The sequence below is a fragment of the Cellvibrio japonicus Ueda107 genome (assembly GCF_000019225.1).
Classification (GTDB): domain Bacteria; phylum Pseudomonadota; class Gammaproteobacteria; order Pseudomonadales; family Cellvibrionaceae; genus Cellvibrio; species Cellvibrio japonicus.
The window spans coordinates 2,257,396-2,277,586 of record NC_010995.1 but is presented as its reverse complement, the minus strand read 5'-3'; the positions used below and the strand labels follow the sequence as shown (position 1 = coordinate 2,277,586).

At 50.1% G+C, this 20,191-nt stretch carries 21 protein-coding genes and 4 tRNA genes; 16 read left to right on the top strand and 9 right to left on the bottom strand.

Annotation, left to right across the window (positions count from 1 at the left end; genetic code table 11):
- Positions 1-177: 177 nt before the first annotated feature.
- From CJA_RS09560 to CJA_RS09550, 3 genes are all read right to left on the bottom strand, one after another.
- Positions 178-253: transfer RNA gene (locus CJA_RS09560), tRNA-His, on the bottom strand.
- Between the two features lie 58 nt (positions 254-311).
- Positions 312-388: transfer RNA gene (locus CJA_RS09555), tRNA-Arg, on the bottom strand.
- A 35-nt stretch (positions 389-423) separates the two neighbouring features.
- Positions 424-500 (bottom strand) — tRNA-Pro (locus tag CJA_RS09550).
- Between the two features lie 209 nt (positions 501-709).
- Here CJA_RS09550 and CJA_RS09545 point away from each other — a divergent pair.
- The 7 genes from CJA_RS09545 to CJA_RS09515 all read left to right on the top strand — a co-directional run bounded on the left by CJA_RS09545 (position 710) and on the right by CJA_RS09515 (position 6,441).
- Positions 710-1,207: a flavin reductase family protein gene (locus CJA_RS09545; protein ID WP_012487572.1), complete on the top strand. Its 498-nt coding sequence runs from the start codon at positions 710-712 to the stop codon at positions 1,205-1,207.
- Positions 1,208-1,742: 535 nt separating this feature from the next.
- The gene (locus CJA_RS09540) at positions 1,743-2,765 is read left to right on the top strand and encodes an NAD(P)H-dependent glycerol-3-phosphate dehydrogenase (RefSeq protein WP_012487571.1); all 1,023 of its coding nucleotides are present in this window, start codon (positions 1,743-1,745) and stop codon (positions 2,763-2,765) included.
- Between the two features lie 29 nt (positions 2,766-2,794).
- Complete coding sequence (locus CJA_RS09535) at positions 2,795-3,145, top strand: DUF4389 domain-containing protein (protein WP_012487570.1); 351 nt, start codon at positions 2,795-2,797, stop codon at positions 3,143-3,145.
- Entirely contained in the window at positions 3,145-3,612 is a 468-nt protein-coding gene (gene sixA / locus CJA_RS09530) for a phosphohistidine phosphatase SixA (protein WP_012487569.1), read from the top strand. Before CJA_RS09535 ends, sixA begins: the two co-directional genes overlap by 1 nt.
- A gap of 42 nt (positions 3,613-3,654) precedes the next feature.
- Positions 3,655-4,551 (top strand): alpha/beta fold hydrolase, encoded by an 897-nt coding sequence (locus CJA_RS09525; protein ID WP_012487568.1) that lies wholly within the window; start codon positions 3,655-3,657, stop codon positions 4,549-4,551.
- An 8-nt stretch (positions 4,552-4,559) separates the two neighbouring features.
- The gene (locus CJA_RS09520) at positions 4,560-5,462 is read left to right on the top strand and encodes a DUF4892 domain-containing protein (protein ID WP_012487567.1); all 903 of its coding nucleotides are present in this window, start codon (positions 4,560-4,562) and stop codon (positions 5,460-5,462) included.
- Between the two features lie 58 nt (positions 5,463-5,520).
- Positions 5,521-6,441, top strand: coding sequence for a PP2C family protein-serine/threonine phosphatase (locus tag CJA_RS09515; RefSeq protein WP_012487566.1), 921 nt, complete (start codon positions 5,521-5,523; stop codon positions 6,439-6,441).
- 72 nt (positions 6,442-6,513) lie between these two features.
- Here CJA_RS09515 and folE read toward each other — a convergent pair whose 3' ends face one another.
- A complete protein-coding gene (folE, locus tag CJA_RS09510; protein WP_012487565.1) occupies positions 6,514-7,053 on the bottom strand; it encodes a GTP cyclohydrolase I FolE in 540 nt (179 codons plus the stop codon).
- Positions 7,054-7,239: 186 nt separating this feature from the next.
- Between folE and prmB the strand changes: the two genes are divergently transcribed.
- The 9 genes from prmB to CJA_RS09465 all read left to right on the top strand — a co-directional run bounded on the left by prmB (position 7,240) and on the right by CJA_RS09465 (position 17,249).
- Positions 7,240-8,148: a 50S ribosomal protein L3 N(5)-glutamine methyltransferase gene (gene prmB / locus CJA_RS09505; protein WP_012487564.1), complete on the top strand. Its 909-nt coding sequence runs from the start codon at positions 7,240-7,242 to the stop codon at positions 8,146-8,148.
- Positions 8,149-8,249: 101 nt separating this feature from the next.
- Entirely contained in the window at positions 8,250-9,350 is a 1,101-nt protein-coding gene (gene aroC / locus CJA_RS09500) for a chorismate synthase (protein WP_012487563.1), read from the top strand.
- Between the two features lie 72 nt (positions 9,351-9,422).
- Entirely contained in the window at positions 9,423-10,613 is a 1,191-nt protein-coding gene (locus CJA_RS09495) for an MFS transporter (protein WP_148208842.1), read from the top strand.
- On the top strand, positions 10,606-11,376 hold the full coding sequence (locus tag CJA_RS09490) for an amidohydrolase (RefSeq protein ID WP_012487561.1): 771 nt from the start codon (positions 10,606-10,608) through the stop codon (positions 11,374-11,376). Before CJA_RS09495 ends, CJA_RS09490 begins: the two co-directional genes overlap by 8 nt.
- Positions 11,377-11,415: 39 nt before the next feature.
- On the top strand, positions 11,416-12,321 hold the full coding sequence (locus tag CJA_RS09485) for a 5'-nucleotidase (protein ID WP_012487560.1): 906 nt from the start codon (positions 11,416-11,418) through the stop codon (positions 12,319-12,321).
- A 273-nt stretch (positions 12,322-12,594) separates the two neighbouring features.
- Positions 12,595-13,569, top strand: a complete 975-nt coding sequence (gene cysB / locus CJA_RS09480) for an HTH-type transcriptional regulator CysB (RefSeq protein ID WP_012487559.1) — start codon at positions 12,595-12,597, stop codon at positions 13,567-13,569.
- A gap of 173 nt (positions 13,570-13,742) precedes the next feature.
- On the top strand, positions 13,743-14,729 hold the full coding sequence (locus CJA_RS09475) for a YbgA family protein (protein WP_012487557.1): 987 nt from the start codon (positions 13,743-13,745) through the stop codon (positions 14,727-14,729).
- 184 nt (positions 14,730-14,913) lie between these two features.
- Complete coding sequence (gene phrB, locus CJA_RS09470) at positions 14,914-16,344, top strand: deoxyribodipyrimidine photo-lyase (protein WP_012487556.1); 1,431 nt, start codon at positions 14,914-14,916, stop codon at positions 16,342-16,344.
- Positions 16,345-16,514: 170 nt separating this feature from the next.
- On the top strand, positions 16,515-17,249 hold the full coding sequence (locus CJA_RS09465) for a hypothetical protein (RefSeq protein ID WP_238526853.1): 735 nt from the start codon (positions 16,515-16,517) through the stop codon (positions 17,247-17,249).
- Between the two features lie 63 nt (positions 17,250-17,312).
- Here CJA_RS09465 and CJA_RS09460 read toward each other — a convergent pair whose 3' ends face one another.
- From CJA_RS09460 to flgM, 5 genes are all read right to left on the bottom strand, one after another.
- Positions 17,313-18,134 carry a sulfurtransferase gene (locus tag CJA_RS09460; protein WP_012487554.1) on the bottom strand — a complete coding sequence of 274 codons (822 nt, stop codon included), beginning with the start codon at positions 18,132-18,134 and terminating at the stop codon, positions 17,313-17,315.
- A gap of 116 nt (positions 18,135-18,250) precedes the next feature.
- Positions 18,251-18,976 carry a 16S rRNA (uracil(1498)-N(3))-methyltransferase gene (locus CJA_RS09455; RefSeq protein WP_012487553.1) on the bottom strand — a complete coding sequence of 242 codons (726 nt, stop codon included), beginning with the start codon at positions 18,974-18,976 and terminating at the stop codon, positions 18,251-18,253.
- A gap of 48 nt (positions 18,977-19,024) precedes the next feature.
- Positions 19,025-19,101, bottom strand: a tRNA-Arg gene (locus CJA_RS09450).
- A 122-nt stretch (positions 19,102-19,223) separates the two neighbouring features.
- Positions 19,224-19,700, bottom strand: a complete 477-nt coding sequence (locus tag CJA_RS09445; protein ID WP_012487552.1) for a flagella synthesis protein FlgN — start codon at positions 19,698-19,700, stop codon at positions 19,224-19,226.
- 82 nt (positions 19,701-19,782) lie between these two features.
- Complete coding sequence (gene flgM / locus CJA_RS09440) at positions 19,783-20,097, bottom strand: flagellar biosynthesis anti-sigma factor FlgM (RefSeq protein ID WP_012487551.1); 315 nt, start codon at positions 20,095-20,097, stop codon at positions 19,783-19,785.
- Positions 20,098-20,191: the final 94 nt, after the last annotated feature.

The following is a 20,191-nucleotide window of genomic DNA, read 5'->3' as shown; positions in this document are numbered from 1 at the left end:
GATTAAATTTACGGTTTTTTTACGTGTGAGGACTATACAAATAAGATTGATTTACATCAACAGAAAATAGCTGTTTGCAGGCGCTAATGAGAATAAAGCTGGGATGGGATGAGATATAGGGGGATGTGCCTGGATAGACATATCAAATGACACAAATTGATTTAACAAAAGGGAAAATGGGGTGGCTGATGGGGATCGAACCCACGACCACTGGAATCACAATCCAGGGCTCTACCGACTGAGCTACAGCCACCGTAGCGATGCGCGAATGCGCAAATAAGGGAGACGAATACGAAAGGTAGTAACCTTAATGGCGCGCCCGGCAGGATTCGAACCTGCGACCACCCGCTTAGAAGGCGGGTGCTCTATCCAGCTGAGCTACGGGCGCATGCTGGAAACAAACCTTCGCAGGCTCGTACAAATTGGTCGGAGTGGAGGGATTCGAACCCCCGACATTCTGCTCCCAAAGCAGACGCGCTACCGGACTGCGCTACACTCCGAACTTAAAACGCCATGCGTTTCGAGTGGTGCGCATAATACTGATGGGGTTTAGGGGAGTCAACGGAAAAAATGCAGTGAAATAAAATATTTACCTCGCATCGACAAATAATAAACAGGTTGCCCAGAGACTATACAGCCGCCGCGTAGACTACTTGTTTGTGTAGGGGGAGCTGGTCAGAATACGCGCTCATCCGTTGGGAGAGACTCTATGCAAGATATAAATTTGGCTTCGTCCATGAAGCTGGGGATGCGGCGATTGGCATCTGGTGTATGCGTGTTATCGACCTGTTTTGAAGATAATGAGAAGTTCGCAATGACGGTATCTTCGGTAACTTCTGTTTCGGATACACCTGCTTCCTTATTGGTTTGTATCAACCAGCAAGTATCCAGGCAGGCCCACCTCTCCACTGTAGGCTGCCACTTTGCAATTAATGTCCTGGGAACCCAGCATCAGGAGGTTTCCAATATCTGTGCCGGGCGCTATCCCGATCGCGATCGCTTTTCTGTCGGGTATTGGGTTGAGAAAGAAGGGATTCCTGTGCTGGCAGATGCCCAGGCTGTGTTTTTTTGCAAGGTCGATAAGGTAACGTCCTACGGCACCCACCATATCGTGATTGCCCGGATTAGCCATGTTTCAGTGGCATCAGAGCCCGTGAGTCCCTTGCTGTATACCGATGGTAGTTATGGTGCTTTCAGCCGCCAGTAAACTATCTTGTGCATCGCTTGCTAAATAGAGGTTATGGCATACACAGCGATGGTTTCAGGGTATTTATTTTGTGACAAATTGATGCAAATAAACGCCTTTCGCGAATTGGTAATAGCGTTTGAAATGTGAAGGTTTCGTGTCTGCCTAGGGTTTAGGGTTAATAGTCACTAACTCTTTATGCACACCTGAGGGGTGTTAGCGAACAACTTGGTTGAAGCTTGCGCAATTTGTCGAAAAACTGCATTTTTAATCGATGAAAAAACTGTAACTTATTGATTTTTAATTATTTATTTGTTGTGATTGTTTTTTGATCAATTTGTTAAAGGGGTAGGTTTTATCGGGCCTTTGGACTGTTTCCCAAAAACTATCCACTAAGTTATCCACAGAAAATGTGGACAAATAAAAAATGAATTTTTTTGTGCAAAAAAGTTACAGATTGACTGTTTTGTGTTTTTTATAAACGTAACATCCCATGGTTGTTGAGCATATTTCCATCACCATTGGATCCAAAATGCAAATGACGGGAATGAGCAGTATGGCAACAAAACTGAAAGTGGCTGTGTTGGGAGGGGGGAGTTTCGGCACGGCTATCGCCAATATCATTGCGTGTAATCAACATCAGGTTTACCTGTGGATGCGCTCTGGGGAACAGGCAACAGCGAGCCAGTTGGCGCGCGAAAATACCCGTTATCTTCCCGGTTACCGGTTGCATGACGATCTGATGATTAGCGCGGATTTGGCACAAGCTGTTCGCGGGGCACAACTGGTGTTTGTCAGTATCCCCAGCCATTCATTCCGCGCTGTGGTTCGTGAAGCCAGGGCATATCTCGATCCGGGGGCAATGGTCATTAGTACTGCCAAGGGGATTGAGCCGGAAGGTTTTACCTTGATGAGCCAGATTCTGGAGCAGGAATTACCGGGCCATTCTATCGGGGTCCTTAGTGGTCCCAACTTTGCGAAGGAAATTGTCCAGCAACAACAAACAGGATCGGTCATCGCCAGTGAGAGCGATGCGCTTATCAGCTGTGTCCAGAAAACCTTGTGTTCATCGACATTCAGGGTCTACGCTAACCACGATCGCTATGGCGTAGAACTGGGCGGAGCCTTGAAAAATATTTATGCCATTATTTGTGGTATGGCCGCTGCCTTGGGGGCAGGGCATAACACCCAGGCTATGCTACTGACACGCAGCCTTGCAGAAATGGGGCGCTTTGCCCAATTGATGGGGGCAAATCCCATGACGTTTCTGGGGCTTGCGGGTGTTGGCGATTTAATTCTTACCTGTACTTCGGATCTAAGTCGTAATTACCGTGTCGGATTTGCATTGGGGCAAGGCAAGGCATTGGATGAAATCGTGGCTAATCTGGGACAAGTGGCAGAAGGCGTTAATACCTTGCGCCAGGTTAAGCAAAAAGCGGATGAATTGGGGGTTTATATGCCATTGGTGTCCGGTTTATATGCTGTTTTATTCCAGGGTAAGGCGATTCATGAAGTCGCAGCCCGTTTGATGATGGGCGAACAGAATCACGATGTTGAATTTATTAAAAACCGATCCTGATAAGCTAATTAATCTTAAGGAGCTGCACTGTGGATAATGAACAACTCAAATCCAATTTAACTTCAAGCAAACACTGGTTTCGCCTGATTTTCATGCTGTTGTTTGCGGCGATTTTGCAACTGGCCAGTTTGATTATGTGGGTGCTGGTTATATTGCAATTTTTATTTTCGCTCATTACCGGCCAGGACAATGTGCACCTGCGTCGGTTCGGACATTCTTTATCAACCTATATTTATGAAGTATTGAGATTCCTTTGCTACAGCAGTGAAGAAAAGCCTTTCCCGTTTGCGGATTGGCCCGAGGCACCTGCTGCCGAGAGTGAGCAAGCCGAAAACAAGGAGCCAGAGCAGCTCCCCGCCGATGAAACGGCAAATAAGTAATGCGGCTTTATATCCTGCGACATGGCCAGGCCGAGGCCCAGGTTACCACTGATGAAGCACGCAATCTGACCGATAAAGGCCGCGCTGATGTTAAGCGTGTGCTTGAGCAGCGTCATTCCATGATCGGAAAGCTGGATGCTATCTGGGCCAGCTCACTGGTGCGGGCGCAACAAACGGCAGCGATTGCCTCTGGCTATTTTCCCGGGGTCGGGATTCAAACGACAGACATGTTGGTGCCGGAAGCGGAACCGGCGGCCTTGTATGAGTGGTTAATACAACAAGGTGATACATCATCACTCCTGTTGGTGAGCCACCAGCCTTTGGTCGGTCGCGTGGTTAATCAGCTGTGTGGTATGCCATTGGATTTTTATCCAATGGCGACCAGCTCACTGGCGGCATTGGTGATGGAGGTTCCAGCAGTCGGTCTCGCACATTTGTTGTGGCAGCAACATGCCGATGCTGTTTGATGTGTGTTGCTCCCCATCGCAACATCTGCCTGGATGAGAACAATGTCAGATAATGCACAACCTCATCAGGGGCGTTTGTACGCGAATGGCCTTTCCTTTGCTATCCAGGAGTGGGGACAAGTAGGGCAATTGCCTGTTTTGGCACTGCATGGATGGCTGGACAATTCTGCAAGTTTTGCGCGTATTGCAGCCTTGCTACCGGATATTCACCTGGTTGCTGTCGACATGGCAGGTCATGGGCTCAGTGATCATCGCCCTGGTGTTGGTCTCTATAACTTCTGGGATGATATTCAGGATATCCTGGCGCTGGCTGATGTGTTGGAATGGCAAGAGTTTGTGATTTTGGGACACTCCCGCGGCGCTATCATAGGTGCCCTGGCCGCCGTTGCATTTCCCGAGCGCATTAAAGCACTGGCCTTGATAGAAGGTTTAATGCCTGAGCCAGTAAAAGCTGAAAATGCCCCCGAACAATTGGCCAGCGCACTTAAAAACCTGAAAGAACTGGCACAGAAGCAGCATACGGTTTATCCCGATCTTGAAACAGCTATTAAAGCGCGTGAGCGCGGTCTTTTTCCACTGAGCTATCATGCATCATCTTTATTGACGCGACGTGGTGTTGTACCGGTTGAAGGTGGGTTGAGCTGGACATCGGATTCGCGCCTGCTCGCTCCTTCTGCAATAAGGCTAACGAAAGAGCATGTTGATGCCTTCCTTAAAAAATTAACCATGCCATTGTGCCTGGTGTTGGCAACGCGAGGCTTGCCACAACTCTATCCCAATTATCTTGAGCTATTGGGTCATTATTCGCATATCAAGTACCACCTGTTGGAGGGTGGCCATCACTTGCACCTTGAAGAACAATATGCGCAGGTCGCAGGACATGTGTCCGGGTTCCTGCGGGATATGATGAATAATACGCATCCCTATCGACAGGAGTAGCTTTTCTTATGATTCGTATAATCTCCATGGTTTTGCTGTTGCTTTGCTCTGCTTCTTTGTTGGCGCAAGGTTTGAATATTGAACAATATCCGGGGGCTCGTGTTATTTATCAAACTGTCGGTGACTCAGACGATTATGTCCTGGCTTTGGGAAGTTACAAAAAAGTGGCTGGTAGCAGTTGGCAACCTGAGCGCTCGGAGCGTTTAAAAGGCAAGTTGACTCGCTATACGCTGGAGTTACCTGTCGGCCATACACCGCAGAACGGTTTTGATTTTTATCTGGACCAGTTGCAGACCCACAGTATCCGTGAGCTTTTTTATTGTGCAGGTCGCGATTGCGGAACCAGTAATAGCTGGGCTAACAATCATTTTAATGTGCTGCAATTGTATGGGCTGGATCAACACCAGCAGTACGCCGCCTATGAGGTTATTGTTGCGGATGCCAAACCTTACTATGCCTCGCTCTATGTTGTGCAGCGCGGCAATCGCCGGGTTTATTTGCAACTTGATATCCTGCATGCAGACCAGGCGCTTGCCCTGGGCGTTGCCTCCAGTCCGGTGTCTATTGTCAAGGCGTTAAACCAGGATGGCTATTATGTGTTCCCGGATTTAATTGCCGATGCAGGGAAGGGGCAGGCAAGTATCCAGTTCAAACCTGCGCATGTACAAGTGTTGGTTGATGTATTAAACCAGCAGACTGCCTGGAGCCTGGCGTTGGTCGGCCATGATTATGCCCCCCAATCACTTGCACAGCAGCAAGCTAATTCCAGTAGTTTCGCCGATCAGCTTAAGGCGGCACTCGTGGAGAAAGGGATTGATGCAAAACGTATTCAGACCTTCGGTTTGGGCAGTCTTGCACCTGCGGGGCGCGGTGATCGCAGTGCGCGCGTTGAGGTTGTTAAACTGCCTTAGATAACTATAGGAAATTCTTGCGGCTTATCTTCGCAGAGCCAAAGTGAAAGGAGTTGTCATGTCATCTATCCCCGGTCAATCTTCCTTGTTGTGGCGTAGTTATGCCTGTACGGATGTTGGTACCCTGCGAGTGGTTAATGAGGACGCGATCCTTGCCAGGCCTGAACAGGGTTTATGGGTTGTTGCGGATGGCATGGGCGGCCATCATGCCGGAGATGTTGCAAGTCGCAACATCATTGACGCCATAGGAGCCTTACCTGTATTTACCAACCTTGGTGATGGTGTTGGTGCTGTGGAAAACGCACTGTGCCAGGTTAATCAACAATTGGTTCAACAGGCCCAGGTTCGTGGTGATGGCAGCCTGATGGGCAGTACAGCAGTGATCCTGATTATCAGGGGCAACCTGGGCGTTTGTCTGTGGGTAGGTGACTCCCGCCTTTATCACCTGAGAGATGGGCAGCTGGAGCAGTTAACTCGTGATCACAGCCAATATGAAGAACTGATCGATTTAGGGCTTGTTTCAGCCCAGGGAAGTGGGGCGAAAAAATTGCAGCGCAACCTTATTACCCGAGCAGTGGGCGCGAGTGCAGCCTTGTATGTTGACCTTAATATTTTTCGTGTGCAGTCGGGCGATAGTTTTTTACTGTGCAGTGACGGGCTCTATAACGTGGTGTCCCATGAAGATGTGATTCAAGGGCTGGCAGCGGTGTCGGTGGAGGCCAATGCCCGGTACCTGCTGAGCCAGGCACTCTTGAATGGTGCGGAAGACAATGTCTCTCTCATTGTGGTCAAAGGTACTGCGGATAAAGCCCTTATCATTAATAACAGCAATACACAGTCGGATAACCTGGAACCGCTGTATAGCCTAATACGACAGTTGGCCCTGAGTTATTATCGGCAGCAAATCACAGCAGAAGAATACAGGATTCAGCGCAAGCAATTGCTGGATACCGTGGAACTTGAATGTAACCGTGCCTGAATGGAGGTCATGTTAAGGAAAGAAACCCCAAAGAACGCCCTCTGATACTTTTACTTTGGGGTTGTCAGGAAACTAGCGCAATAATGATAAAAACTCGTTGCGAGTTGCCTGGTTGGTGCGGAAGCTGCCAAGCATGGCGGATGTCTTCATCGATGAGTTTTGCTTTTCAACCCCGCGCATCATCATGCACATATGTTTGGCTTCGATGATAACGCCCACGCCGGACGCCCCGGTGATACTTTGGATGCTTTCCGCAATTTGCAGCGTTAACTGTTCCTGGATTTGCAGGCGGCGTGCAAACATATCGACAATACGTGCAACCTTGGATAAACCCAATACTTTCCCGGTAGGAATATAGGCTACATGCGCTTTACCGATAAAGGGCAATAAGTGATGTTCACAGAGGGAATATAACTCTATGTCCTTCACCATAATCATTTCCTGGGAGTCTGACGGGAAGAGGGCATTATTGACAACGTCATCCAGCGTTTGGGTATAGCCTCGGGTGAGAAATTGAAACGCTTTGGCGGCACGATCCGGTGTATCCAGCAGGCCGGGGCGGTTTAAATCTTCGCCAATGCTGGCGATGATATTGGCGAAATGTTCTCTCATGACGGATGGTCCTCCGATGGCGATATGACTGCCGGGTGAAAAAGGACGCTAGTGTAACCGTGCAGGCGCCATTAAAAAAACAATAAATCCTGATCAACCTGATTAATTGGGTAGAATGCCGGGCTTATTTTCCTGTTGTTTAGTGGTATAGCCGGGGGCAGGTATGAATGAAAAGGGGTGGGTTTTATGTCTGGTTTGATTGATGAATTATTGACCGTTCGCGATTTTTTGCGCTGGGGTGCCAGTGAATTTACCGCAGCGGATTTGTTTTATGGCCATGGTACGGATAATCCCTGGGATGAAGCAGAGCAACTGGTGTTACATGCTATTCACCTAACGCCGCCCCTGGCGAATGAATGGCTGGATGCCCGTTTGACCCGCACTGAACGCGGCCGGGTATTGGCTAATTTGCAGCGGCGTATCCAGGAGCGTATTCCCGCTGCCTATATTACCGGTCGGACCTGGTTTGCCGGGTTGCCCTTCCAGGTGGATGAGCGGGTTTTGGTGCCGCGCTCACCGATCGCCGAACTGATACAAAAACGTTTTGAGCCCTGGTTGATCCAGAGCCCGGAACGTATCCTGGATTTGTGCACGGGCAGTGGTTGTATCGGGATTGCCTGTGCTTACATGTTTCCGGAGGCAGAAGTCCAGTTGAGTGATATTTCCTACGATGCGCTGGCCGTTGCAGAGCAGAATATCCAGATGCACGGCCTGGAAGACAGGGTATTTGCCCTGCAATCTGATGGTTTTGAACATATGCAGGGGCAAGTGTTTGACCTGATTGTTTCCAACCCGCCTTATGTCGATGCTGAGGATATGGCCGGCTTGCCGGATGAATATCGGGCAGAACCGGAATTGGGGTTGGCATCAGGGGTTGATGGCCTGGATTTTACCCGCCAGCTTCTCACCTGTGCACTTGATCATTTGACAGAAGCAGGATTATTGGTAGTGGAGGTTGGTAACTCCTGGCCGGCGCTGGCACAGGCCTATCCCGAACTGCCGTTTACCTGGGTTGAGTTTGAAAATGGCGGCCACGGCGTTTTTGTCCTTTCGGCCCAGGATCTGCGCTTTGCCAGGGAGCAGGGGGTTTTGTAGTCACTGGCACCATCGCAGGCAGCATTGGCCTGCCAACTTGCGTATAATCCGCCCACTTTTATCGGCCAGCGTTTTCATCGACCAGAATCAGGAAAGCAAGAATGTCAGGCAATACATACGGCAAGCTGTTTACAGTGACCACCTTTGGTGAGAGCCATGGTGCGGCTCTGGGGTGCATAGTGGATGGCTGCCCACCCGGGCTTGAGTTGAGTGAGCAGGATATCCAGATTGACCTGGATCGCCGCAAACCGGGGCAGTCGCGTTATACCACCCAGCGCCGCGAAGATGATCAGGTAAAGATTTTATCCGGTGTTTTTGAAGGTAAAACCACCGGCACACCTATTGGCATGTTGATCGAAAATACCGACCAACGCTCCAAGGATTATTCCAATATCAAAGACCAATTCCGTCCTGCCCATGCGGATTACACCTATATGCAAAAATACGGTGTTCGCGATTATCGCGGTGGCGGTCGCTCTTCGGCGCGTGAAACCGCGATGCGTGTTGCGGCAGGTGCTATCGCTAAAAAATACCTCAAGGATTTCCACGGTATTGAAGTCCGTGGCTACTTATCACAACTGGGCCCTGTCAAAATTGAAACTGTCGATTGGGACCAGGTTGACCAGAATCCCTTCTTCTGCCCGGATGCCAGCAAGGTTCCGGCAATGGAAGAGTTCATGAAAACCTTGAACAAGGAAGGGGATTCCATAGGCGCAAAAATAACAGTAGTAGCTACCGGCGTACCGCCAGGATTGGGCGAGCCAATCTTCGATCGCCTGGATGCCGAAATAGCCCATGCGCTGATGAGTATCAATGCTGTTAAAGGCGTTGAAATTGGCGAGGGCTTTGCTGTTGTGGAGCAGCGTGGCAGCAAGCACCGCGATGAAATCACCCCGGAAGGTTTTTTGTCCAACAACGCGGGCGGGATTTTAGGCGGCATTTCGTCCGGGCAGGATATCATTGCCAATATTGCCCTTAAGCCCACCTCCAGTTTGCATATCCCCGGGCGCAGTGTCGATGTCCATGGTAATCCGGTGGAAGTGGTTACCAAAGGGCGCCACGATCCCTGTGTCGGGATTCGTGCAACCCCTATTGCCGAGGCCATGCTGGCCTTGGTGCTGATGGATCACTTGCTGCGTCATCGCGGCCAGAACGGTGGAGTCCAGCATCGTATTCCGGTGATTCCGGCCAGTGCAAAATAACATGTGCCTTGTCGACGAAAGGCGCAGCCATGCTGCGCCTTTGTTATTTTTAGCGGGTGATTTTTGCTGTCTATGACACCATCTATGCCAACCTCTGCGTCCTTGCCTTATTGGCGGCTATCGGGATTTTACTTTTTTTATTTCGCGGTCGTGGGGGCCCTGGTTCCCTATTGGGGGATTTATCTGAAATCCCTGGATTACTCATCCCGCGATGTTGGCGTGATTACAGCCATCATTTTGGCAACGCGCATTATTGCGCCCAATTTTTGGGGTTGGTTAGCGGATAAAACACAGCGTCGTTTGCAGATTATCCGGCTCGGCAGCTTTTTGGCTGCGCTGGTCTTTGCCGGTGTGCTGGTTGACCAACGCTATGCCTGGCTGGTGCTGGTAGTGTCCGGTTATACCTTTTTCTGGCATGCAATCTTGCCGCAATTTGAAGTCATCACGCTCGGCTATCTGGGGAATAACTATCACCGCTACGGCCGAATCCGCCTGTGGGGCTCCTTGGGTTTTGTGGCCGCTGTTGTTGGTTTGGGATGGATTTTTGACTATCTCCCAGTGGGCTATTTACCGGTATTTATCCTCAGTTTTTTGATTTTGATCTGGCTGTCCAGCCTCAGCTTCCATGAGCAACCTACATCTGGCACAGCCGTGCCGGGAAAAGGTTTTATGGCGCGACTGCTGCAGCCATCAGTCATCTGTTTTTTGGTGGCCAGCTTTTTATTGCAATTCAGCCACGGCCCTTACTACACCTTTTATTCACTCTACCTGGTGGAAAATTACGGCTATTCCCCTATGGCAACAGGCTTGTTGTGGGCCTTGGGGGTTATGGCTGAGGTCCTCATGTTTGTGTATATAGCGCGTCTTTTTCACCGCTACTCATTGCGCCAATTGATGTTGTGGACACTGCTGCTCAGCGGTGTCCGCTGGTTGGTGATTGGTTACGGTGCCTGGTCTTTGTCGCTGTTGTTGGTGGCGCAGCTACTGCATGCCTGTAGTTTTGCGGTTGCCCATGCGGTAGCCATTGAGATTGTGCGACGCCAGTTCGGCGGTGGGCATCAAGGGCAGGGGCAGGCAATGTACAGTTCGATGAGCTATGGTGCTGGTGGTGCAATAGGGGCGTTAATCTCTGGTTTACTGTGGGATTTCAATCCGGCACACACCTTTTTGCTGGCGGCACTGGCTGCATTTTTAGCGTTTGTTGTAAGCTGCTTCTGGTTGTATCCGGATTCATCACCACAGGTTTTACCGCGCTATGAATAATCTCAGGGTTAGTTTGATCCAGCAGGTAATCGAGCCCAACAATCCCCAGCAAAACCTGGAGCACTTTGCCTCTGCCATGGCGAGCTTGCCAGAGACTGATTTGATTGTCCTGCCCGAAGTATTTACCACCGGTTTCTGTTCCGGTGCCCGCCAATATGCTGAACAGGTTGGTGGTCGCGCCTGGCAATGGATGGCAGCGCAGGCCGAGAAACACCAGGCGGTAGTGACCGGTAGCCTGGTTGTGAAAATAGGGGATACCTACTACAACCGTATGTTGTGGATGCGCCCGGATGGAACATTTGAGGTTTATGATAAGCGCCATTTGTTCCGCATGGCGGGTGAGCACACCCGTTATGCCATGGGAAACCAGCGGTTAATTGTGGAGCTAAAAGGCTGGCAGGTTTTACCGCTCATCTGCTATGACTTGCGCTTTCCGGTATGGAGCCGCAATCGCACCGATTACGATCTGGCGCTCTATGTGGCCAATTGGCCCAGTGCCCGAGCCCTGCATTGGAACCGACTGCTGCAGGCGAGGGCGATTGAAAACCTCAGCTATGTCGTTGGCGTAAATCGAGTCGGCATGGATGAGGCCGGGCAGCATTATGCGGGTGATTCCAGTGTTTACGGGCCGGCCGGTGAGTTGATTGGTACCAGCCAGGAGGCAGAGTGCCTGACCCTGGAGTTATACGGGGAGCGCCTGCGCGAATATCGCGACAAGTTTCCTGCATACCTGGACGCTGACGAATTTCGTATATTGGTTTAACTTTTATCGACAAATGTTTGTTTAGTAAGGGAATTTTTCATGCCTAGCGGTTTTGGTGACAAGCTGGTGATTGCAATTTCATCTCGTGCCCTTTTTAACCTGGATGACAGCCATCAGGTCTATATCAACCAGGGATTGGCAGCCTATGCCCAGTACCAGATTGCCCATGAGGACGAGATCCTGGCGCCGGGAGATGCTTTCCCGCTGGTCAAAAAACTGCTGCGCCTGAATGAGCGCTTGGGTGGTGATCCGCGTGTAGAAGTCATCCTGCTGTCGCGCAACAGTGCCGATACCGGTCTGCGGGTGTTTAACTCCATCGAGCATTATGGCCTCAAGATCAGCCGTGCTGCTTTTTGTGGTGGAACCTCCCCCTACCGTTACGCCTCGGCCTTTGGTTGCCATCTGTTCCTGTCTACCGAGGCGGAAGATGTGCGCCAGGCTTTGGATCATGGTATGGCGGCGGCGACCCTGATAGCCTCCCGGAAAATTGAAGATAACGAGGATGAGTTGCGCTTTGCATTTGACGGCGATGCCGTACTTTTTTCGGATGAGGCAGAGCAGATCTATAAAACCCAGGGGCTATCGGCTTTTACTGAGTCTGAGAAAGCGGCGGCAAAAGAACCCCTGAGTGGTGGGCCTTTCAAGCAGTTTTTGGCAGCCTTGCAGGGGCTCCAGGCTGAATTTGGCGATAAATGCCCGATCCGCACGGCCCTGGTAACAGCCCGTTCAGCACCGGCCCATGAACGGGTGATCCGCACCTTGCGCGCCTGGAATGTTCGTATCGACGAGTCCCTGTTTTTGGGGGGGCTGTCCAAGGGAGCTTTCCTCAAAGCCTATGGTGCTGATGTATTTTTCGATGATCAAAAAATGCACTGTGAATCAGCCAGCGAGCATGTGGCAACTGGCCATGTTCCCCACGGTATTGCCAATCGTCGTGATGTTTGACCTTTTCTTATAGCCGTATATAGCCAATAAAGGGTGTCTTTCGCCTTTTTTTCGCATTTTTTGTAATATTGCACCTCCAAAAGACTTTGCAATTTCTAGATATAGTCTAAAGTTGTAACAAGGCCGGTCCGTAGTACATTTCTTAATGTGTGTCCGGTACATGGACGGTTAGCGAGTGCAAGTCCGTCAGTGTGATTTACTGTTATCGGTTACCCGATAACCCGATGAAATGGCCCCAGGGCCGATTCAGTGAATGAGCCAATCGGAGGGCTTATGAAGCTGCAGCAATTGCGTTATATCTGGGAGGTCGCCCATCACGACCTGAATGTCTCTGCGACAGCCCAGAGCCTTTATACGTCCCAGCCTGGAATCAGTAAGCAAATCCGCTTGCTGGAAGATGAGCTGGGTGTTGAGATATTTTCTCGTAGTGGCAAACACTTGACCCGTATCACACCCGCAGGTGAGGCAATCCTCAAAACAGCGGGGGAGATCCTGCGTAAAGTGGAAAGTATCAAGCAGGTTGCCCAAGAGTTCAGTAATGAACGCAAAGGTACCCTGACACTTGCGACTACCCATACCCAGGCACGTTATGCGTTGCCACCGGTTATTGGCTCATTTATCAAGCAATATCCGGATGTCTCCCTGCATATGCATCAGGGAACACCCATGCAGATTTCTGAAATGGCGGCAGATGGCACTGTAGACTTTGCTATTGCAACCGAGGCTATGGAGCTGTTCAGTGATTTGATCATGATGCCTTGCTACAAGTGGAATCGCTGTGTGGTGGTCCCCAAAGGCCATCCGCTGGCCCAGGTTTCCAGCCTGACGCTGGAAGATGTCGCTAAATACCCGATAGTGACTTACGTCTTTGGCTTTACCGGACGCTCCAAGCTGGATGAAGCCTTTATCAACCGTGGCCTTGCCCCTAAGGTAGTTTTTACCGCGGCGGATGCAGACGTCATCAAGACCTATGTTCGCCTGGGCTTAGGGGTTGGGATCATTGCGAAGATGGCCTACAACGAAACTGTCGATTCTGACCTGGTTGCTTTGGATGCCAGTCATCTGTTTGAACACAGTGTGACCAAGATTGGTTTCCGTCGCGGTACGTTCCTGCGCGGATTCATGTACGACTTTATTGAGAAGTTTGCGCCCCACCTTACTAAAGATATCGTTAATGAAGCCTTCAATCGTCACAGCCGTGCTGAATTGGATGAGTTATTCGAACATATAGAGCTGCCTGTTCATTAAGGCGCTGCCTACTGCTGAAAATTAAAAGGCCGGCAATAAAATGCCGGTTTTTTTTCATCCTTACCCATCCAGGTATTGTTTATCGTCGCAAACCTATACAAGCTGTTTGTTTATCCGGTGCCGGGTTTTCGCACTCGCATTTGTACATCACGCTGATCTTGTAAAGGCTATCCATGGAACCTGCTACCAAAACATCGCCCTCTGCCAAAATACCATTGGGAGTGAGTCAATGTTTACTGGGCGATCAGGTTCGTTACGATGGCAGTCATAAACGCAATCGCTTCCTTGTGGAAACCTTGGGTGCCTATGTTGAGTTCAGGCCGTTTTGTCCGGAAGTTGCCATAGGCTTGGGTGTTCCGCGCAAACCTATTCGATTGATGGCAATCGGTGGTGAAACCCGTGTCCGGGGAGTCGTAAATCCGGAACTGGATGTCACGGAACCCCTGATAGAATACGCCGGGCAAATCGCTCCCGGGTTGGCGGACATTTGTGGCTATGTCTTTATGCAAAACTCGCCCAGTTGTGGTGTCTTTGGCATAAAGCGCTATGGTACCAATGGTTTTCCGCTGGATTCGCAGGGTAGGGGGGCATTTGCAGGGCGATTAATGGAATTAATGCCACTATTGCCGGTAGAGGAAGCGGGACGTCTCAAGGATGCGGGATTGCGGGATAATTTTATAACCCGTGTATTTGCCTATCATGACTTCAAAACGACAGTCGGGCCTGCTCCGACGGCTAAAAAACTGATCGATTTCTACTCCCGCTATAAATATCAGGTAATGGCACATCATGTGCCCAGCTATTTCACGATTGGGCGTTATCTGTCCAATTTGGCTGGGCGAGACCTCCAGGTAAGTTCCCGTGAATTTTTGGTGTTATTTATGCAAGCGCTGGCTCACCATGCAGGCCGCAAAGGCAATACTAATGCGATGGCCCATTTGCGCGGTTATTTAAAAACCATTTTAAAACCGCATGAAAAGCAGGAGTTGTCACAATTAATAGACTCGTATCAGCAAGGCCTTGTACCTTTAATTGTCCCCTTGACCTTGCTCAGGCATCATTTGGGAAAATTGGATAACCCCTATCTCAAATCGCAAACATTCTGGTCTCCACACCCTGAGCGATTAGGGCTTCGCAATCATATTGTGGAGTCCACTTGATACCAGTTGTTATTCTCGGGAAATGCCGGATTATGTCTAATTTACTTCAACGCATGCGCAAGCTGTATCTGCATTTTGAATCCGGATTGCTGGAAGGGCTTAAGGGAAATCTATGCTGCGGATATGAGTATGTTCCGGTGTCGGACGGTATGATTCACCACCTCAAACGGAGAATGGATATCCAATGACTGCCCTTGTCTGGTTTAGGAATGATTTGCGTGTGCGCGATAATCCGGCGCTGTATAAAGCTGCCGAAGAAAAGCAGGGTGTTCTTGCCGTTTATGTGCATTGTGAAGCTTATGTGGGGCGATTTCCCATCGCACCCGCACGGCTTGATTTTATTCGACGCCATCTGCTGGTACTTGTACGTGAACTTGCGCAGTTGAATATTCCGCTGCGGTTAATTGCTGTTAACCGGGCAGAGCAAATAGCGCCGGCGTTAGCGGCACTGGTTACCCAATATAATATCGACAAGTGTTTCTTTAATGCAGAGTATCCCCTGGATGAACTGGCCAGGGACCATCAAGTCAACCAATTGCTGCGAGCGCAGGGGGTGTTGGTAAAACGATGCCATGACAGGGTAATCGTTCCTCCAGGGATGATTCGCACAGGCAATGGCGAACCCTATAAAGTCTTTACTGCATTTAAGCGCAAATGGTTGCAAACCGTAATGCCCCTCCATTTGCAGCCCTTGGGCCTACCTGATAAACAAGCGCAGCCCATGCCTGTAAAACCTGTTACCCAGGCAGATATCAACCGTCTGTTTGGCGAACACAGTGTGCGCGATCTTGAACATTTATGGCCTGCGGGAGAAGACGAAGCCTGTGCGCGCCTGGATTCCTTTATTGAATCCGGGTTAACACACTACCAGGATAAACGTGATTTTCCTGCCTTACAGGGGACATCAACACTGTCTCCCTACCTTGCAATAGGCTCTTTGTCGCCTCGCCAGGCCATATCCTCTGTGCTTTGTTATACACAGGGTGACTGGGAGTCTAATGCAGGCGCAAGTTGCTGGATCAGCGAGTTGATATGGCGCGAGTTTTATCAGCATGTTGTTGTCGATTTTCCCCAGGTTTGTAAACATCGCGCTATGCAGGTCCATACAGAGGCTTTTCCCTGGAAGAAGGATAAAAAGCAATTTTCTCGCTGGTGTCAGGGCAATACGGGTATTCCTTTGGTCGATGCTGCCATGCGTCAACTGGTAATGACCGGTTGGATGCACAATCGCTTGCGAATGGTAGTTGCCATGTTTTTAACAAAGAATCTGCAAATCGATTGGCGCCTTGGTGAACGCTTTTTTATGGAGCACTTAATTGATGGCGATTTTGCGGCCAACAATGGTGGCTGGCAGTGGAGTGCATCAACCGGAACCGATGCGGCTCCCTATTTCAGGGTTTTTAATCCTATTAGCCAATCAGAGCGGTTTGATCCACAGGGTGATTTTATTCGTAGCTGGATTCCGGAGTTGGCTGATGTACCACTCAAATATATTCACAATCCAAGTGCAGATAAGTCTTTTTCCAGTCTCCAATATCCGGCACCGATGGTGGATCTGGCAGAGAGCCGTAAATCTACCATCGCATTATTTTCACAATTACCTTCCCTGGCTTAAAGTTGATGTGTACTGTGTTTGGGTATGTGCAGCTGGTGTATGCTTATTCATGCACCGTGTAATGCAGAACTTTGGCAGCTTCTTCTCTGTCATCGCTTTGATGTGGTTGCTGCTTTTACCTTTGCACAGGTTTCTGTATCTAACATTATCGAGGTATTTGAGGTTATTGCATGGATAAAAACATTCTGAAGCTGATGGGCAACTTGGTGATGGCTGCCATGTTGTTGATGGGAGCCTATGCGACGGCTGAGGATAATTACATTGTCGCTGGCAGTGCTTATAACCTGGCTAATGGCGAGCTGGTGTATCGTGAGCTTTACACCAATATTGATGAAAACCGCCAGGTTCGTGTCCACTATCTGACACCTGGCGGTGACAGGTTCGCCAGTAAGACGCTGACTTATAACGGGGCTTTATTCCAGCCGGAGTTTGATTTCACGGATATTCGTGATAACGAGCAGATCTCGGCCAAGTTTGATGGTCCCCGATTGATACTGAACTATCGTAAGGGCAAGGTGAATAACAGTAAGACCCTGTTTGATAATGCCCGTGTTGTGATAGATGCCGGCTTTGATGCCTATATCCAATTGAACTGGGATCAGCTGGTTGCGGGTAAGCGTCTGCGTTTTGACCTTGCGTATCCTATCCGTATGACAACTATCGCTCTTGAGGTTCGTGTGGTTAAAGGTACGGATTCTCCCGCGTACGATAAGGATTATGGCAAGGACTGGATTTATTTCCGTATTGCTCCTGCGCGTGCTTTTGCATCACTGTTTGCCGACCCGATTTACATCGCCTACGATCCCAATGGCCGTTATTTGATGCGCTACCATGGCCGCTCCAACCTGGATGATTATGATGGTAATCCGTGGGATGTCCGTATTGAGTATGAATATGCGCAATAGTCATTGATGCAAAATAAAACGGAGGCAATTGCCTCCGTTTTATTTTCAGGGGAAGAGTGGTTTTTATTCTGCTGTAGCAATCGGTGCGTCTGTATAACTGCACCAATCACTCCAGCTTCCTGGATAGAGGGTGGCGGGAATACCAGCAAGCTCAAGGGAGAATAAATTAACGCAAGCAGTTACGCCGGAGCCACAGTAGACCACAATCTCCTTTGATGTATTGGCGGTTTGCCAACGAGCTTGTTGTTGCTCGACAGGTTTGCAAAAGCCTTTATCATCGGTGACCTCCTGCCATGGAAAATTCAAGGCTCCCGGGATATGGCCAGCAACCGGATCGATAGGCTCTTCTTCGCCTCGATAGCGCTTGGGTTCACGAGAGTCGATCAATAGATATTGATCGCCATTAGCAATAATGTCGGTACGCTCACGTATGGCTGCCGTGATTGAGGCTATTTTTAAATTGCCAGCCCTGGGATTGGGCTCTCTCCTGTCCAGGGCTCCACCCATGGCTACCCAGGCTTCAAATCCACCATCGAGCAATGCAACATCGTGCAATCCTATTTGTTTTAATAACCACCAGGCGCGAGCTGCATAGGCAAAACGCGCATCATCGTAAAGTAGTATGCTGGATTGTGGTGTAACCCCTGCACGGTTCAGTGTGTGAACCAGTGTTTGCCATTGGGGAAGAGGATGGCGACCGCCATGGGCTTGAACCGGTGATGAAAGATCTTCATTCAAATGCAGGTAGAAAGCGCCGGGAATATGCCCTTGGCGATAAGCCTGGCGCCCCCAATCGGGATCGTTCAGGCGGAAGCGGCAATCGAAAATAATCGCACCTTTGTTGATGTGTTGTTTCAGCTCACTGGCGGTTATCAAGCGGTTCATGATGGCGGGTCTTATAAATACTATCGCCGCATATTCGCACTATTTATTAGGCTTGTGAATATAAAAAATGTACGTTTTGTGCGTTTTTTGTTGTTTTTCGCAATGGGCTTGTTTTGTTAAAACAGGCGGCTTAAGAGAAAGGGAATGGCTGTTTCGACACGCAAAATCCGCTGCCCCAGGGTGATGGGCGTAAAGCCGTTGCGGACGAGCATATCCACTTCGTAAGGGATAAATCCACCTTCAGGTCCAACCGCTAATGTGACGGGTTTATTCAATTCGCGTGGACAGGGTGCTTCTGTGTAGGGGTGGGCAACCAGTGCCCGTGAATGTCCAATCAGGTCGGGTAAATGATCTTCAACAAAGGGTTTAAAACGTTTGATCAGGTGGACTTCCGGGAGTTGGGTATCGCATCCCTGTTCGAGGCCGAGAATAAGCTGTTCGTGTATGGCATCGTCTTGCAGGAAGGGGGTTTGCCAATAACTTTTTTCCACGCGATAGGAATTAATAAGGTAGAGCTGCTTCACACCCAGCGTGGCAATGGTTTGAAAAATACGCTTGAGCATTTTAGGGCGCGGTAGCCCCAGCATCAGTGTCAGGGGGAGCGCTGGTGGCGATACCAGCTCCAGGTTGTTTAGCTCAACCAGAATCTCCTGATCGGTTAGTTGCAGTATTTGTGCTTGTCCTATGGGGCCATTGAGGATGCCGGCCTTGAGGCTATCGCCCACCTTGGCGCCGTGGATACGGGTGATATGGGAGTAGCGACGGACATCCCGGATGCGCGCTCGCCAGAGGTTGCCATGACTGGACTCCAGGTCTTGTTCTGTGAGAAGCACCAGATTCATGGGAGTTGCACCGCGAGTGTTTTGCCGGCCAATCAGGCTATTGAGAGATGGTGCCCCGGAGACGATTTGAACGTCCGACCTGCCGCTTAGGAGGCGGCTGCTCTATCCAACTGAGCTACCGGAGCAGGAAAAAAAGAGACGGCATTGTAGGTAGTTTTGCGTGAGAATCCAAGGCGTTAGCGCAGATTGTGTTGCCCTGTTGGCAATGGGGCTGTCAACAGGGCATGGATTAGCAGCAGAAAGTGGATCAGGCTTTAGCGAGGGTATGGGAGTGGCTCTGCTGGGTTTGCTCGCCATTGGCCGTGTAGAGGCTCGGTGCGGGTGCCTTGCCGCGCAGCAGGTTGAGCAGGTGATCCAGTGTCTGGCGTGAGCGGGCAATAAGTTTTCCATTGATTTCATTGAGTGCTTTGCACTCGGCAACATCTTCCATTAATTGTTTCCAGCCGTCGCGCAGCGACAGGGTGAGGCTATTGCGCTGCAGAAACAGATCCCAGCCATCGGCATTTTCTGGCAGTCCCAATGTGCGCAGGAGTTGCTGGCGAATCTGGGCGTGTTGGTTGAGCTGGTCAACCAATACCGTTTTTTGTTCGAGGATTTGGCTCAGTTGATCGTGGTTGCGGCTGGGAAGTAAATCGCGCTCCTGCAGAAGCAGGGTTTTGAGCTGATGGACAGCGTCGGTATCCTGCGCCAGCATCTGGCGCAATTGGTTAGCATCAAGAGACATAGCAACCTCTGCGTTTTGTGTATGGGGTTTTATTCCACAGGCAATGACTGGGGGGCAGTACCTGAGGGTGCGTTAGCCCCTGTTAATTCAATAAATCTTCCTGGTTGAGCATGTTTTCGGCTATGCGTTCAGGATTGATTTCGAATCGGCCTTCGGCAATGGCGCGACGAATTTCTGCAACTCGCTCCAGGTTGGCATCGGGCAGGCTGTTGATTTTGGCCTGCAGGCGGCCAGCGCTTTGCGCCTCCTGGCTCAAGACAACCTGGTCGCCGATATCCGTGCGGGCAGCTGCCTTTTCCGGCGTGGTGGATTTGCCCTCAGTAGTCGGGGCAGAGACTTTGCCACGGGTTGTTTTGGAACCCAGGGCGCCTATGCTGTTGTTGGTATCAAAGTTCATGTGTTTCCCCAGTGTATTTCAGTTGCTATGTCTTGCTGTTGCGGCCAGGCCGTTCCAGGAAGCCTTGATATTGGCTTGTCCGAGACGGATTTTA